This window comes from Erythrobacter fulvus (assembly GCF_028595285.1).
Lineage (GTDB): Bacteria > Pseudomonadota > Alphaproteobacteria > Sphingomonadales > Sphingomonadaceae > Erythrobacter > Erythrobacter fulvus.
The window spans coordinates 133,454-149,075 of record NZ_JAQQXQ010000006.1 but is presented as its reverse complement, the minus strand read 5'-3'; the positions used below and the strand labels follow the sequence as shown (position 1 = coordinate 149,075).

14 protein-coding genes are annotated in these 15,622 nt (G+C 64.4%); 6 read left to right on the top strand and 8 right to left on the bottom strand.

Translation table 11 applies throughout. The annotated features are described in order from the left end of the window. The first annotated feature begins 2 nt into the window (after nucleotides 1–2). Together OIK40_RS09475 and OIK40_RS09470 are read left to right on the top strand one after the other, a co-directional pair. Complete coding sequence (locus tag OIK40_RS09475; RefSeq protein WP_273678082.1) at nucleotides 3–218, top strand: type II toxin-antitoxin system antitoxin; 216 nt, start codon at nucleotides 3–5, stop codon at nucleotides 216–218. Next, complete coding sequence (locus tag OIK40_RS09470) at nucleotides 211–528, top strand: hypothetical protein (protein ID WP_273678081.1); 318 nt, start codon at nucleotides 211–213, stop codon at nucleotides 526–528. The genes OIK40_RS09475 and OIK40_RS09470 overlap by 8 nt, the downstream gene beginning before the upstream one ends. On the opposite strand, the gene bchJ is transcribed toward OIK40_RS09470, so the two are convergent. From bchJ to hppD, 4 genes are all read right to left on the bottom strand, one after another. Continuing rightward, nucleotides 525–1,130, bottom strand: a complete 606-nt coding sequence (gene bchJ / locus OIK40_RS09465) for a bacteriochlorophyll 4-vinyl reductase (RefSeq protein ID WP_273678080.1) — start codon at nucleotides 1,128–1,130, stop codon at nucleotides 525–527. The two genes, OIK40_RS09470 and bchJ, sit on opposite strands and share 4 nt — an antisense overlap. Further along, complete coding sequence (gene bchE, locus OIK40_RS09460) at nucleotides 1,120–2,748, bottom strand: magnesium-protoporphyrin IX monomethyl ester anaerobic oxidative cyclase (RefSeq protein ID WP_273678079.1); 1,629 nt, start codon at nucleotides 2,746–2,748, stop codon at nucleotides 1,120–1,122. Before bchE ends, bchJ begins: the two co-directional genes overlap by 11 nt. Nucleotides 2,749–2,830: 82 nt before the next feature. Then, nucleotides 2,831–3,394 (bottom strand): VOC family protein, encoded by a 564-nt coding sequence (locus OIK40_RS09455; RefSeq protein ID WP_273678078.1) that lies wholly within the window; start codon nucleotides 3,392–3,394, stop codon nucleotides 2,831–2,833. Then, nucleotides 3,391–4,506, bottom strand: a complete 1,116-nt coding sequence (gene hppD / locus OIK40_RS09450; protein WP_273678077.1) for a 4-hydroxyphenylpyruvate dioxygenase — start codon at nucleotides 4,504–4,506, stop codon at nucleotides 3,391–3,393. The genes OIK40_RS09455 and hppD overlap by 4 nt, the downstream gene beginning before the upstream one ends. A gap of 127 nt (nucleotides 4,507–4,633) precedes the next feature. Here hppD and OIK40_RS09445 point away from each other — a divergent pair, with 127 nt between their 5' ends. After that, nucleotides 4,634–5,161, top strand: coding sequence for a VOC family protein (locus OIK40_RS09445; RefSeq protein ID WP_273678076.1), 528 nt, complete (start codon nucleotides 4,634–4,636; stop codon nucleotides 5,159–5,161). Further along, nucleotides 5,161–5,799: a carboxymuconolactone decarboxylase family protein gene (locus tag OIK40_RS09440; RefSeq protein ID WP_273678075.1), complete on the top strand. Its 639-nt coding sequence runs from the start codon at nucleotides 5,161–5,163 to the stop codon at nucleotides 5,797–5,799. The genes OIK40_RS09445 and OIK40_RS09440 overlap by 1 nt, the downstream gene beginning before the upstream one ends. Here OIK40_RS09440 and OIK40_RS09435 read toward each other — a convergent pair. Next, nucleotides 5,789–7,315 carry a TLP1 C-terminal extension domain-containing protein gene (locus tag OIK40_RS09435; protein ID WP_273678165.1) on the bottom strand — a complete coding sequence of 509 codons (1,527 nt, stop codon included), beginning with the start codon at nucleotides 7,313–7,315 and terminating at the stop codon, nucleotides 5,789–5,791. The genes OIK40_RS09440 and OIK40_RS09435 overlap by 11 nt on opposite strands. A gap of 1 nt (nucleotide 7,316) precedes the next feature. Continuing rightward, nucleotides 7,317–8,585, bottom strand: a complete 1,269-nt coding sequence (locus OIK40_RS09430; RefSeq protein WP_273678074.1) for an acetyl-CoA C-acetyltransferase — start codon at nucleotides 8,583–8,585, stop codon at nucleotides 7,317–7,319. Nucleotides 8,586–8,700: 115 nt separating this feature from the next. Between OIK40_RS09430 and OIK40_RS09425 the strand changes: the two genes are divergently transcribed. Together OIK40_RS09425 and OIK40_RS09420 are read left to right on the top strand one after the other, a co-directional pair. Then, the gene (locus tag OIK40_RS09425; RefSeq protein ID WP_273678073.1) at nucleotides 8,701–9,474 is read left to right on the top strand and encodes a crotonase/enoyl-CoA hydratase family protein; all 774 of its coding nucleotides are present in this window, start codon (nucleotides 8,701–8,703) and stop codon (nucleotides 9,472–9,474) included. 4 nt (nucleotides 9,475–9,478) lie between these two features. Next, nucleotides 9,479–10,642: an acyl-CoA dehydrogenase family protein gene (locus OIK40_RS09420; RefSeq protein WP_273678072.1), complete on the top strand. Its 1,164-nt coding sequence runs from the start codon at nucleotides 9,479–9,481 to the stop codon at nucleotides 10,640–10,642. A 93-nt stretch (nucleotides 10,643–10,735) separates the two neighbouring features. On the opposite strand, the gene OIK40_RS09415 is transcribed toward OIK40_RS09420, so the two are convergent. Both OIK40_RS09415 and OIK40_RS09410 read right to left on the bottom strand, forming a co-directional pair. Further along, on the bottom strand, nucleotides 10,736–13,288 hold the full coding sequence (locus OIK40_RS09415; RefSeq protein ID WP_273678071.1) for a TonB-dependent receptor: 2,553 nt from the start codon (nucleotides 13,286–13,288) through the stop codon (nucleotides 10,736–10,738). A 215-nt stretch (nucleotides 13,289–13,503) separates the two neighbouring features. Beyond that, nucleotides 13,504–15,519 carry a TonB-dependent receptor gene (locus OIK40_RS09410; RefSeq protein ID WP_273678070.1) on the bottom strand — a complete coding sequence of 672 codons (2,016 nt, stop codon included), beginning with the start codon at nucleotides 15,517–15,519 and terminating at the stop codon, nucleotides 13,504–13,506. Nucleotides 15,520–15,622: the final 103 nt, after the last annotated feature.

Here is a 15,622-nt window from a genome sequence, read left to right as displayed (position 1 = left end):
TCATGTCCGCCAAAAAGGCCTTTCCCCTGCGCCTCGATCCGGCGCTCCACGATGCGGTACAGCGGCTCGCCGATGCCGAATTGCGCAGCGTGAACGCCGAGATCGAGGTGCTGCTGCGCGAGGCGCTTGGGCGGCGGGGTGTGAAGGTTCCGGTGAGCAAGGGCGCAAAGCGTGGACGCCCACCCGGCCCATCAGGCGAAAGAAATGATGATGCGTGACGAAGACAAGCCGTTCGTGATGTATCGGCGCGGGCCGTGGAATTTCACGATCACGCCGCGCGGGACGAAGGGATGGACCCAGTTCGGGGTGTGGATGGCACTGTTTGCGGTGCCGACCATTGCCTTTGCCGTCTTTGCCGAACGCCTTGAAGGCCGACCGGAATTCTGGGGCGCACTCGCGCTGTATCTGGTGACGGTGCTGGTGTGGAGCCTCGCCAGCATCCGCTGGATGAAGGCCCGCGCCGAAGTGATCGATGTCGACAAGCTTCTCCGCCAGAAACGCGAACAGGATCGCAAGAACGGGCGCTAGTCGCGGGTTATGCGATAGGCGCGCGACGCTTCGCAGGGTGCATCGGGCTCGATCATCCGGCACACGCAATCATCCGCCACCAGCTGCCGGTAAAGCCGGGTAAACACCGCAGCATACCATGCGAACATGCTGTCGGGGGGCATCATCGGATCGTCGGCGGCGCTGCGATCGATAGTGAAGCACCACGCGCCCTGCGGCGCGAACCGGCCCGCCCCCACGAAAGTCCAGGCATGCTTGCGGATCGCCGCCATCAGCAGTGGCGCGGCGAGCATGGCGGGCAGATGGCGCAGCAACCAGACGGCAGCGCGCGGTATGCGGTTGGCGATGATGTAGTCGGCCGTGCGCGCGCCCGCTTGCTCGGCAATGCCGAAGCAGGCCATCGGTTCGTGCATGGCCAGCCAACGATGCAATCGCAGCGCATGCACCTCGGGGATCATGTGCGTGCCGCACGGCTTGGCATGGATCTGCGCGTCGAGCAGGATCGCCCGCGTTTCGGCAGGCCCGAGCTGTTCTTCCATCACCGCCACCGTCTGAAGCACGGCATTCGGACCGATCAGCGCACCCGGTCGGCGACGACCGAGTATCCGCGCGTCAGCCGACATCGATCCGGTCCCGGCGGCGGTCTTCGCCTTTGCGTTCTTTGGCGCGCTCCTTCATCTGCGCGCGCACCGCCTCGCGCCGTTCCTGCGCCTGCGCGGCGCGGTCGGCGGCGGTTTCCCAGTCGCTCGCCGCATCGATCGCGGCAGCGCGGCTTTCGTCGAAATGGAATTCGACCTTCTTCGCCGTCTGCGGCCCCCAGTACCCGGCTTTGCCGAGATCGTAGAAGGTGCGCTTGAAGCCCGCCCGCAGGAAGGCATAGAGGCACCCCAGCAGATAGCGTCGCCGGAACCCCGTGCCGCGCCACGGATAGTGGAACAGCGCCTTTTGCATGTAGAACCGGCGGTAATTTTTCATCACGCCGTTGAGCAGCTCCCCGCGCTCCATCGCGGCGGGTTTCATGATCGGGGTGACGAAATTGTATTTCGAGAAGTCGTGAACCTCGACCTGATCCTTCAGCGTTTCGAACAGCGGGGTATAGGGCCAGGGCGTATACATCGCCCAATTGGCAAGATCGGGCTGCCAGTCCCACGCCATGCGGTAGGTTTCCTCGAGCGTCTCGGGCGTTTCGTTGTCGAGCCCGACGATGAACTGCGCTTCCACGAAGATATCGGCATCGCGCAGCAGCTTGATCGCCTGCTTGTTCTCCTCGACCTTGGTTTCCTTGTTGAACCGGTCGAGCTTCATCTGCGCCGCGGCTTCCGTGCCGAGGCTGACATGGACAAGCCCCGCCTTGCGGTAGAAGGGCAGCAATTCCTTGTCGCGGTAGATATCGGTGACGCGGGTGTTGATCCCCCATTTCACCTTGTCCGGCAGGCCGCGGTCGATCAGCTCCTGACAGAACTCGATGAATTTCTTGCGGTTGATCGTGGGTTCCTCGTCAGCGAGGATGAAGAAGCCGACGCCGTGCTTTTCGTGCAGTTCCTGAATTTCGTCGACCACGTCCTTCGGATCGCGCACGCGGTAGTCGCGCCAGAACTTCCATTGCGAGCAGAAGGAACAGGTGAAGGGGCAGCCGCGCGCGAGGTTGGGGATGGCGACGCGGGTGCCCAGCGGGATGTAGGTGTACTGGTTCCAGTCGAGGATGTCCCAGTCGGGCCTGATCGATCCCATGTCCTTGATCGTGTCGGCGGCTTCGGTGGCGACCACCTTTTCGCCCTCACGGAAGGCCAGCCCCTTGATGGCGCGCGCATCGGTGGGGAAGCGGCCTTCCTTGATTGCCGTGAACAGCTCGACCGCGATTTCCTCGCCCTCGCCGCGCACGATCACATCGATATGCGGGGCTTCGGCGAGCACCTGTGCATACATGAAGGTCGCATGGATGCCGCCCAGCACCCGCACTGCATCCGGCACGGTCAGCGCGGCGACTTCCAGCACGCGTTCGGCGGCATAGATGCTGGGCGTGATCGCGGTGGTGCCGACCAGATCGGGCTGGAGCTCGCGCATCCGCGCTGCCAGCTCCTCATCCGACAGGCCCTCGGTCATCGCGTCGATGAAGGTGATGTCGTCAAACCCTGCGCGCTTCAGCGGCCCGGTCAGATAGGCGACCCATGCCGGGGGCCATGTCCCGGCGATCTCGGCCCCGCCGGAACGGTAATTGGGATGAACGAACAGAATGCGCATGGGCCGAATCCCCCCTCTTGAGTTGGCTCAAGGTGGGGGAGTCGGCCCAGATAAGCTTTGCGTCAGATCAAAAAGGGAAGAGTCACCCCTTGGCCGCGTGCTCCGCGCGCGCAATCTCGTGCAGCCAGTCGGCGTGGCGCGGGGCCTTCTTCGTCTGGCTCCACTCCTCCAGCATCACCGGCGCGACGCGGGCGAGTTCTTCATACTGCTCCGAAGTGCCGATATCGGCGGCCAATTCGACGCGGTGGCCGTTGGGATCGAAGAAATAGATCGACTTGAAGATGCCATGATGCGTCGGGCCGAGCACATCGATGCCTTGCGCCTCGATATGCGCCTTGGCCGCCAGCAACGCCTCTTCCGAGGGCACTTTCAGCGCCAGATGCTGCACCCATTCAGGCGTGTTCGGGTCCTTGCCCATCTCCGGCTGGTTGGGCAGTTCGAAGAAGGCGAGGATGTTGCCGTTCCCGGCATCGAGGAAGACGTGCATGTAGGGATCATATTCCCCGGTGGAGGGCACGTGATCCTCGGCAAAGGCAGTGGTGTAGGTCATGCCAAGCACGCGGGCATACCACTCCACGGTCTCACGCGCGTCCTTGCAGCGGTACGCGGCGTGGTGAATGCCGGAAAGATTGACGGGATGCGTCATTCGGCAGGCTCCTCGACGCTCAGCACGCCGCGCTGGATCTGGTCGCGCTCCATGCTTTCGAACAGGGCCTTGAAGTTGCCCTCGCCGAAGCCTTCGTCGCCCTTGCGCTGGATGAATTCGAAGAACACCGGCCCGACCTGCGCCTGCGCGAAGATCTGGAGCAGCAGGCGGGGGCTGCCGCCTTCCGTAGTGCCGTCGAGCAGGATGCCGCGCATCTTCAATGCGTCCACATCCTCGCCGTGGCCGGGCAGGCGTTCGCCCAGCATTTCGTAATAGGTCGCGGGCGGTGCGGTCATGAAGGGGACGCCCAGAGCCTTCAGACGATCCCAGCAGGCCACAAGATCATCGCAGATCAGCGCGATATGCTGGATCCCCTCGCCGTTGAAGGCGCGCAGGAATTCCTCGATCTGGCCCTTGCCGCCCTCGCCCTCTTCATTGAGCGGGATGCGGATCTTGCCGTCGGGGGCGGTCAAGGCCTTGGAGGTGAGGCCGGTATATTCGCCCTTGATGTCGAAGAAGCGGATCTCGCGGAAGTTGAACAGGGTCTCGTAATAGTCGGCCCAGTACTTCATGCGCCCGGTGTAGACGTTGTGGGTCAGGTGATCGATGGTGTGGAAACCCGCGCCGACGGGGTGCTTGTCGACGCCCGGCAGATATTCGAAATCGATGTCATAGATGGTCAGGCCGTTGCCGTTATCCGCGCCCTCGTAGCGATCGACCAGATAGAGGATCGCCCCGCCGATGCCGCGGATCGCGGGGATGCGCAGTTCCATTACCCCGGTCTGCACCGCCACCGGCTCGGCACCCTTGGCGATCAGGTGGTCATAGGCCTTGGCGGCATCGCGCACGCGGAAGGCCATGCCGCAGGCCGAAGGGCCATGCTCGCGGGCGAAATACCATGCGGCGCTGCGCGGTTCGTAATTGGCGATCAGATTGATGCCGCCCTGCCGCCACAGGTGCACGTCCTTCGAACGATGCTGCGCGACGCGGGTAAAGCCCATCGCTTCGAACACCGGTTCCAGCACACCCTTTTCCGGCGCGCAGAATTCGACGAATTCGAACCCGTCGAGGCCGGCGGGGTTATCGAACAGGTCTTTGGTGGGGGCGTTCATGGCGTCATTCTCTCCGCTGCGCAAAACTAGTTTCAAGTGAAACCATCTACCCGAAAGCGACGATTCGCGCAAGCAATTGCCAGCCGCGCGCGATCAGGGCAGGTTCCGTTTCCGAGGGAGAAACGCGATGATCAGAACAAAGGGCATCAACCACATCGCTCTGGTGTGCCGCGACATGGCGGAAACCACGCAGTTCTATACGCAAGTGCTGCAAATGCCGCTGTTCAAGACGGTGCAGCTGCCTGACGGCGGCCAGCATTTCTTCTTCGATGCCGGCGGCGGCAATGCGGTGGCATTCTTCTGGTGGGAGGACGCCCCGCCCGCCGCCCCCGGGATCGCTTCGGTGAAGAAGTTCCCCTTCGACGCCAAGACGGCGGTGGGATCGATGAACCACCTCGCCTTCGACATGGAGGAGGCCGAGCTTGAGGCGGCGCTGGAGCGGCTGGAGGAAGCCGGCGTGCCGCACACCCACATGGTGTTCAACCACGACGATAGCCCTTCGGGCTACGCGCGCGAGATGCATGAGGGGGTGTTTGTGCGCTCGGTCTATTTCACCGATCCCAATGGTATCATGCTCGAATTCGCGGCCACCACCCGCAGCTTCGGGCCGGAAGATGTGCGCCACGCCCCGGCGACTCTGGCGGAGGACGCCTGATGCCGCGCCTGAGGGAAGTCCCCCGCGCCGAGGCCGATGCGAAGGTCGCCCAGCCGCTCTACGCCCAATTGTTCGGGACGCGCGATCCGGTCGCAGAGCCCGGAACCGCCACCGGCACACGCGGCGATTGGTGGACGGTGTTCGCCAATTCGCCCGACACACTGCGTCACGCTGCGCAGGGCTTTGCCTATTATCGCTCGCCGGAACGCAAGCTCGACCCTGTCCTGCGCGAGCTTGGCCAGACCTGGGCCGGATGGGCCACGGGAAGCCAGTTCGTGTTCTCGCAGCACTGCAAGAGCCTGCGCGGCCTGGGGGTGAGCGAGGACAAGATTGCCGCCCTGCCGGTGTGGCAGACAGCAGACGTGTTCGAGCCGAAAGAGCGCCTCGTCCTCGCCTATGCCGACCGGCTGGTATGCCACGGCGGGCGCGTGCCCGACGCGCTGTTCGAAGCTGTGAAGGCGGTGTTCAGCGACGAGGAGATCCTCGAGCTCACCTACATCACCTGCCTCTACCACATGCACGCCATCATGAGCCGCGCGCTGCGCACCGAGTTCGATGACCGCGACGATCCCATCACCGAAGTGCCCGCGCCCGAAGGCTTCGACGCGCTCGACTTTCTGGGCGGGACTAGGCGGTAACCCGCCCCAGCGTCCGCCCGCGTTCGTCCTGCGTCAGGGCGAGGCGCTTTCCGAACGGCTCGCCGCTTTCGAAGGCCTCGGCCGTAGCTGCATCGGTGAGGTCGGCATTGCCCACCACCCGCTCGCCGGTGTCGGAGCGACCGATGAAGATCGCCTCGGCGCCCTTGGGGCCGCGGTTGATGGTGTAGGTTTCAATCGTCGCTGCATCCACCGGCCCTTTGGCGAACGGCACCTTGTCGGTGGCCTTGGGCAGCTTGGCAAAGCGGTCATTCGCACTCCAGTCGGCAGGCTCGGTCGAATAGATGCCGGTGGCATATTTGCTCATCCAGCCGCCATTCGCGCCGACCAGTGCGAAGGAACCGCGATCCGCCCGCACCCGCTGCACGGCTTCCGCGATGGCGTGAGCCGAGTAGTTGTTCCCCGCCCCGCCGAAGAAGGGCAGACCCCCCGTCAGCGTCAGCCCGCGCGGGTCGTCCACCGACAGGCCGAAGTGGTCGCACTGGTTGAACACGGGGATCGCAAAGCACGAATAAAAGTCGATGTAGCGCATGTCGCCGATCGACTTGCCCGCCCGCTCCAGCGCCGCATCGACGCTGGCAAGCGAGGCCGGGTTGGCCGACAGGTCGGGACGTTGTGACAGCTTCAACTCGGTCGCGGCAGTGACGGCGTGGATGTGCACCCACTGCTCTTCAGGCACGCCCAGCTCGCGCGCCAATCCGGCGCTGGCGACGATCACAGCCGCCGCCTGATTTACCTGATCGCGCGCCACGGTCATGCGCGGATAGGGCTCGGCGACGATGCGGTTGCGGTCAGTGACGGTGGCGAGCTCTTCCGCGCTGCGTTCGACCGGCGCGGCGGAGTGGGGATTGGCAGCTGCCACCTTGGTGAAGGGCGCGAACAGCTTGCCGATTTCCAGCCGGTATTCCTCCAGCCCCATCCCCAGCTTGTGACGCCGCGCGTTCTCGGCCAGCGCATAAAGCGGGATCGCCCCGCTTGCCCCATGGGCGAACAGCACCGGCTCCATCAGTTCCTCGACACCGAAACCCTGATCCTCGAAGTCGCCGCCGACTTCTTCCGACCAGTCGGGGATTTCGCCCTTGGCCGACAGCGCCAACACGGTCGAAATCGCTTCGCTGCCGACAATCACCGCGCACCGGCTGTCGCCTGTCGCAATTGCCGAAGCGAATTCGCCCACCAGCTGCTGATTGGTTTGCCCGCCGGTGGTCGTCAGGATCGCGCGTGTGGGATTGGCCCCCACCCGCTTGGCAATAGCCCGCGGCACATTGTCCGCCGCGCCGAAAGGAGGCTTCCTGTCCGGGCGCGACATTTCGAAAGCGCGGATAGCGGCGAGCGTGTCGATCGCGTCCGCCACATCACCATGCGCCCCGCTGTCGGCTATCGCCGCCGCCAGCGCCCGTCCCGCAAGGTCCATATAGGAGAGGGCGGCATAGCCGGGCTCGCCGACCCTCTCGGAATATTGCCCCACGCCGATGATGACGGGGGTGTTATCGGGCACCTTAGTCAACGAAATCGTCCACCCGCTCAACAATGATAGCCGGGGCCATGCCGCCTGCTGCGCACATGGTGACAAGGCCGTAACGCCCGCCGCGGCGTTCGAGTTCGTCGACGATGGTGCCGATCAGGATCGAGCCCGTGGCACCGATAGGGTGACCCAATGCGATCGAGCCGCCGTTGACGTTGACCTTGTCCCAGTCGAGCTCGAGATCGCGCACGAACTTTGCCGCGACCACGGCGAAAGCCTCGTTGATCTCGTAAAGGTCGATGTCGTCCTTGGTCAGGCCCGCCTTGGCCAGCACCTTCTTCGCCGCAGGCACCGGCGCGTTGAGCATCAGCGTCGGATCATCGCCCATGTTGGCGGTGGCAACGATGCGGGCGCGTGGGCGCAGGCCGTGCTTTTGCGCATAATCCTTGCTGGTGATCAGGACGGCGGCCGCGCCATCCACCACGCCCGAGGAATTGCCCGCATGGTGGAAATGCTTGATCTCCAAATCGGGATACTTCTTGTTGATCAGCTTGCGGAAGGTCGTGCCCGCCTCGTTGAGCGGCACGTCGGCGATCTTGGGGAAGGCCGGTTCGAGCTTGGCAAGGTCCTCGCGGGTGGTCTGCGGGCGCGGATATTCCTCGCGGTCGAGGATAACCGAGCCGTCATCGGCCACCACCGGCACCACCGACTTGGCAAAGCGCCCTTCGGCAATCGCTTCCGCCGCGCGCTGCTGCGAGCGGTAGCCAACCTCGTCCAGCTCCTCACGGGTGAAGCCTTCCTTGGACGCAATCGCGTCGCCGCAAATGCCCTGGTGCGACTGCGGGTGGACCGCCTGCAGGCGCTCGTTATAGCTGCCCATCATCGGCGGCTTGATCCCGGCGCGCATCTTCTCCTGGCTCATCGCGGCGGTGAGGCTCATCATCTCGGTGCCCCCGGCGACGACGCAGTCTTCCATCCCGCTCATCACCTGCGCGGCGGCCAGCGCGACGCTGGTGATGCCGCCGCCGCAGAAGCGATCAAGCGTGGTGCCGGACGAGGTGATGTCATAGCCTGCATCGAGCGCGGCCATGCGGCCCATGTCGCCCGCCTGCATCCCGTCCTGCGTGCTGACCGACCAGATCACGTCATCGACCGTGCCGGTGTCGAGGTGGTTGCGATCCTTGATCGCCTTCAGAACCGTCGCGGCCAGATGCTGCGGATGGCATGCGGCGAGCGCGCCCTTACCCTGCTTGCCGATCCCGCGCGGAGTGCGCACTGCGTCGATAATATAAGCCTCGGCCATGATGTTCCTCTCCCGATGTAGCGAAAATGCGGTTGACGCGTCCGTAAACCCACTGCACCACTCGCACAAGAATTGCGTTTCAAATCGCAATCACATTTTCGATAGGGAGAGAACCGTGAGCGATACCGCTGCACCTGAAGTTTTGACCGAAGTCGAGGACGGCGTCCTCATCGTCACCATCAACCGCCCCGAAGCGAAAAACGCCATGACCAAGGCCGCGGCCGAGGGGATTGCGGCAGCGATGGACCGGCTCGACGCCGAAGACGATCTGCGGGTCGGCATCCTGACCGGCGCAGGCGGGACGTTCTGTTCAGGCATGGACCTCAAGGGCTTCCTGCGCGGCGAATCCCCGAGCGTGGAAGGTCGCGGCTTCGGCGGCGTCGTGCAGGCTCCGCCCAAGAAGCCGCTGATCGCCGCGGTCGAGGGCTATGCGCTGGCCGGCGGGCTCGAACTGATGATCGCCTGCGATCTGGTGGTTGCCCACGCGGGCGCGAAGTTCGGCATTCCCGAAGTGAAGCGCGGCCTTGTGGCGGCAGCAGGCGGCGTGATGATGCTGCCCGACCAGATTCCCGAGCGGATCGCGATGGAGCTGGCGCTGACCGGCGATTTCATCGGTGCGGAGCGTGCCTACCAGCTCGGCCTGATCAATGAAGTGACCGAAGGTTCTGCGCTGGAGGGTGCCAAGGCACTGGCCGCGCGGATTGCCGCCAATGGTCCGCTCGCGGTGCGCGTGTCGAAGCAGGTGATGAAGGAATCGCGCGGCTGGCCGATGGCCGATCGCTACGCGAACCAGGGCAAGCTGATCGGCCCGGTGTTCGTCAGCCACGACGCCCGCGAAGGCGCGGCCGCCTTTGCCGAAAAGCGCAAGCCCAACTGGACGGGGAAGTAAGACAATGTCGGTTCTCAACGTGCCTCAGCCCGCCTTCATGGAAGACGAGGAAATCGCCATTTTCGCCGACGCAGTCGGCAAGTTCTACCAGCAGCACGCCCCCCAGAAGCGCGTCGAGAAATGGCGCGAAGACGGCCAGGTCGAACGCGAATTCTGGCGCGAGGCGGGCGAAGCTGGCCTGCTCGGCGTCTCGGTGCCGAGCGAATATGGCGGCCACGGCGGCGATTTCCGGCATGATCTGGTGGTAATCGACCAGCAGTCGAAGCACGGCGTGGACGGCTTTGCCGCCTCGCTCCACAACACCGTGATCCTGCCCTACCTCGTGCGCCACGGGACCGAGGAGCAGAAGCAGAAATACCTGCCGCGCCTCGTCTCGGGCGATCTCGTCAGCGCGATCGCCATGACCGAGCCGGGCGTCGGCTCCGACTTGCAGTCGATCACCACGACCGCTGTGAAGGACGGCAACGGCTACCGCATCAGCGGCTCGAAGACCTATATCTCGAGCGGCCAGATCGCCGACTTCATCATCGTCGTCGCCAAGACCGATCCGAACGAGCGGGCAAAGGGCATTTCGCTGATGCTGCTCGAGACCGAAGGGGCCGAAGGCTTCCAGCGCGGGCGCAAGCTCGACAAGATCGGGCTCGACGCGGCGGACACATCGGAGCTGTTCTTCGACAATGTCTTCGTGCCGGCTGAAAACGTGCTTGGCGGGGTCGAAGGTCGCGGTTTCTACCAGCTCATGGGCGAGCTGCCGCAGGAACGCCTGATCATCGCCGTGGGCGCGATCAACGGGATCGAGAAGGCGCTCGAAACGACGATGGACTACGTCAAGAACCGCAAGGCCTTCGGCCAGACGATCTGGGATTTCCAGAACACCCAGTTCGTGATGGCCGACCTGAAGGCCCGCAGCACCGCGGCGCGGATCTTCGTCAATGACTGCATCGCCCGCCACCTGAAGGGCGAGCTCGACGTCGCCACTGCCTGCATGGCGAAATACTGGGTGACCGAGCTTCAGGGTGAAGTCGTCGACAAGTGCCTGCAGTTCCACGGCGGGGCCGGGTTCATCAACGACTACCCGATCGCCCGCATGTACCGGGACAGCCGCATCACCCGCATCTTCGGCGGCTCGAACGAGGTCATGAAGATGGTGATCGCGAGAGGTATGTAAGTTCGTTTGCGTGTCTGCCGCGGCAGGCACGCAATACAAAAAAAGGGCGGCTCTTTCGAGCCGCCCTTTTTCTTTGGCCGGAGCCCTTCGCGCTTAGAACTTGGCGCGCAGGGTCACGCCGTACTGGCGCGGCGGCAGGGTGAAGGCCGAACGCGAGTTGGCCGCACCCGAACCGCGCAGCGTGGTGTTGAAGGTCACCCCGCGCACCACTTCGTCGGTCAGGTTGTTGACCCAGCCTTCGAGCGAATATTTGCCGTCGGCGAAGCGCAGGCCGGCACGCAGGTTCACGAAGGCCTTGCCGTCCTGAATGTCCGCGATGATCAGCGGCTGCGCAGCAACCGCAGCATCAACGCCGACCGCAGCGATCTGTGCGGCGCTCGGCGGCACGATGGCCTGGGTCGAGGTACGCTGGTCGCTCTCCATCCGGACCTGGCCCGAGACGAAGAATTCGGTCGAATCGTTGATCGGCTTTTCCCAAAGCGCGCCCAGCAAAGCGACAACCTGCGGCGCGTTGGTGAGATCATTGCCGCACAACGAGACCACCTGCGGAGCGGTCTGCGTGCCCGCACAATCATCGGGATAGCTGGCTTCGAGGATGGTCGCCCCGAAGTTGATAGTCAGCTCGTTGTTCGGACGGATCAGGCCTTCGATTTCCACGCCCTGCGTTTCCGCGACGGGGACGTTGAAGGTCTGGAACGCGGTTCCGGTGAATTCGAGCACCTGGAAGTTGGTGAACTCTTCATAGAACGCCGCGATGTTCAGCGTCACCGCATCGTCGATCAGCCGCGCCTTGAGGCCCACTTCATAGGCATCGACCTCTTCCGAAAGGAAGGTCGGGTCGGCACCCGCCACCGCGGCGGTGGTATCGAGGTTGATACCGCCCGCCTTGTAGCCATGGGTGAAGCTGGCATAGGCATTGACCGCCGGGCTGAATTCATAACCCAGCTTGACGGTGTAGATCAGTTCCTCGTCGTCGAAGTTCGACTGGAAGGTTCGCACCAGCGGCAGGACGGCCGACTGCGGCAGATCCGCAGGCGCGGTGAAGCCGAAGCAACCCAACCCGATGAAGGAGGGTGCCAGCGCCGCCGGGATCGCCCCGAGCGCGCCGAGCGTGGCCGGACAGATCTGGTTGTTCACCGCAGTCTGGGTGAAGCCGCCCGATTTATCTTCCCACGAATAACGTGCGCCCAGCGTCAGTTCGAGCCCGTCGGTGAGCTCGAAGCTGTTATGGGTGAAGATCGCGTAGCTCTTGGCGCTCTGCTGGAAGCGGTTGGTATTGGTGGTGCCCGCCGGATCGACCCCGGTGAACAGCGTCAGCGGATTGGCGCCCAGTGCACCGCCAGTGGGTACGAACAGCAGCGCGCCGACGTTTTCGCCATAATCCTGGCCAAGCGCGAAGCTCACCGACTGGTCGATGCTTTCGTCGGAGTAGAAGCCGCCGAACATGTAGTTCAGCTTGCCGTCCATTCCTTCGCCCTGCAGCCGCAATTCGGCAGTCCAGGTTTCAAGGTCGAGGTTGAGCGCATCGACGTTGAAGATATCGAGCCCGGTGAAATCGGAGTCGTAGGCTTCGAAGCTTTCATACTTGCGCCACGAACCGATGAAGATCAGGTCGGCGCTGTCCGAGATCGGGAATTCGAGCTCGCCGGTCACGCCGTAGTTGTCGACATCGGCGCGCGGAGCGAAGTTGAGCGAGACGGTGCGGTTGTCCATCGCGCGCTCGAAGCCGGCTTGGTCGAACGCCGAGGTCGCGACCGAAGGCTGGCCGTTGCCGCCATTGAGACCGAGCCCGACCGCAGCATAGGCGCCCGCCGTCACCAGCGGCGACTGGTACAGCTCGATCGCGCCGCAGCAGCTCGAATTGCTCTTCGAATAGTCGACGATGATGCGACCACGCATGCCGGAATCGGTATCCCAGCCCAGCTGGCCACGGACCAGCCACTGGTCCACGTCGTTTGTGTCGCCGATATTGGTGCCGTTACGGTCAACCACGTCGAGGAAGCCGTCGCGCTTGCGATAGGCACCGGTGACGCGCATCGCCAGCGTGTCCTGTACCAGCGGCACGTTAACCGCACCCTGCAGGCTGATTTCGTCGAAATTGCCGTATTCCGCGTTCACGAAGCCGCCGAATTCGGTCACGTCCGGACGGACGTTGGTGATGTTGAGCGCACCCGCCGAGGTGTTACGGCCGAACAGCGTGCCCTGCGGACCGCGCAGCACTTCGACCCGCTCGACATCGACGAATTCACTCAGCGCCACGCCGGGGCGCGACTGGTAGGCACCGTCGATGAAGATGCCGACGGCGCTTTCGAAGCCGATGTTGTTGGAAGTGGTGCCGATGCCGCGCACGCGCAGCACGACCGAACCCGATGCGAGCTGGGCCTGGCTGGCGGTGAAGCTGGGTGCCAGTGCCGAGATCTGCTGGATGTTGACGACGCGCTGCGCTTCAAGCTGCTGCGGCGCGATGGCGGTCACCGCCAGCGGAATGTCCTGCACGTCCTGCGCACGGCGGGTCGCCGTCACGATGATGACGTTGTCGTCCCGTACCGCGGGAGCTTCGCTCTCGGTGTCCTGGGCAAAGGCGGGGGTGGTAAGCGCGCTGCAGGCCATCAGGCCGCCAGCGAAGGCTGCGAACTTGCGTGTCATATTATCCCTCTCTCCACAATCCTGCCGGCTTGGCGCCGATCTCGGGTTTGCGAATTGAAACCTATCAGGGTCGCGCGCCCTAACAAGAGTCACAGGCAAGTTCTGCCGGACAGTAGCATAAATGCAACATATTGTGCTGCAACGCAGCATCAGTCTGTCGTTATGATGTATTCGCGTAACTTTATTACGTGCTTGCCGAAAACGTCTTCCAGTCTTCAGAAACCGTAGCGCAGTCCCAGCCAGAAAGTGCGCGGCACGCCGAGATCGATTGACCCGCCCTGATTGCGGGTGACGATCTCCTCGCCGGTCAGGTTTTCGCCCCGCAGCACGAGCGACAGCTTGCCCGCCAAAGGCGCGGCAAGGAAGGCGTCGAGCGTTGTCGCAGGGGCAAGGCGGTCGGTTTCCAGATCATCCTCGAACTGTGTCGACACGTGCCGCAGGGTGCCCGCGACCCGCCAGCCCGCGGCCGGCTGCCAGCCGAGGGTGAGTGTCGCGGAAAATTCCGGTGTTTGCGGCGGCCTGTTGCCGTCCAGCGCCAGCGAGGTGCCCTCGCCGCGCACCGTCGCATCGGTCCAGGCCAGCGCGCCGTCGAGACTGACAGTGCCCAGCTTGGCGGCCAACCCTGCCTCGATCCCCTGCGCCTCGATCGCGGGCAGGTTCTGCCGCTGGCGCAGGTTGGGGGCGATGGTGACATTGGCGATGGCGTTTTCCACCTTGTTGTCGAAGGCGGTGAGCGACAGCACCAGCGCATTGACCGGCTGCCAGTCGAGCCCGATCTCGAAGCCTTCGAGCCGTTCGTTTTCCAGCGCCGCATTGGCCTCGGTCACCACCGGGAACACCACGAAGGGACGGTAGAGTTCATTGAGGGTCGGCAGGCGCAGCCCGGTATAGGCCGCTGCCCGCAGATCGAGCCGCCGCGTGGCATAGAAGGACGCACCCGCGCGCCAGCTCAGCGCCCAGTCGCTGCGGTCGGGTGCGATGAGCTCGCTGACCAGCGCACCTGCTGGCGTGACCGCGCGATAGAACCCGCCGGTGATGCTGGTGCGGTCGGCCCGCAGGCCGCCGTTGATGATCACCGGGCCGATCTGCCAGTCGTCCTCCACGAAGATGCCGAGATTGGCGGTCGCCCCGCCCGCGCGGCGGCGTTCGGTGATATTGCCGGAAAAGGCGCTGATCGCGTCTTCCTGCAATTCGCCGTCGGCGCGTCGGTAATCGGCGCCGATGCGGATATCGTGCCCCTCGGCAATCGGCGGGCGCAGCTCGAACTTCCCGCCGATGCCGGTCGACGGCGTGCGCCGCTGGTCAAGCACGGGGGTGAAGCGGGTAGAACTGATGACGATGTTGGCGAAATCGCGCGCCTGGACATAGGCCAGCGCATCGAATTGCCACGCCCCGCGCCCGACGATGCGCAAGGAGGCTTCCTGCCCCTCGCTCAGCGAATCCGCACCCTCGAAACGCAAAGTGCGGGTATCGCGAAAAGCGGCCACGCGGGCCTGCACCTCAACCTCGTCCGTCAACGGAGCGACACCGCGCAAGGCGGCATTCCAGCTGTCGAACGCCGCGCGGGCGGTGGCGGGCACGCGCTGGTCCTGCGGCGTGGTGTAGAACCCCTGCCCCCGGTCCCAGCGTCCGCTGGCAACCGCGAATCCGCGCCCGAGGCGCTGGGTCAGCACCCCGCTCGCCTCGGTCTCGGCGCGCGAATTGATCGCGGCATTGCCGAGGAACGGCCCGCTGGCGGAGGGATTGGCGCTTTCCAGCTCGATCGTCCCGGCGAGCGCCCCTGCCCCGAACGGCCCGGAGCCGCCGCCGCGCGTGACCCGGATCTGGCCAAGCGTTTCGGGCGCAATTGCGGATAGCGGGATATAACCGAAGAAAGGATCGGCCAGCGGCACCCCGTCGAGCAGCACCAGCGCGCGGCTGGTGGCATTGCCGCCCAGCGCCCGCAGCGTCACCCCTTGCGCGCTAGGGTTCGACGAACGGCTGTCTGAACGGCGGAATTGTTGGAAGCCCGCAACGCCCCTCAGAACATCCTCGATCCGGCCCGAAGGCGCGGCGACGATCTGTTCGCGTTCCACCGTGGTGGTGGCATAGATTCCGCTCGACAGCGCGGGATCGAGCCCGCGACCGGTGACGATGATTTCGTCCTGCGGCACCTCCTCGTCCTGCGCCATCAGCGGCGCAGCAAGGGCAAGGACACACAGCGGAACGGACAGGCGCAACGTCTTTCTCATAGCCGCGGCACCTAACCGCTCACCGCGCCCGCGTCACCCAAAAGTCAGTTGCAGATTGCCATTCAAGACTCGCTTTTGCTCGGCACGTGTGGTTACATCCCCG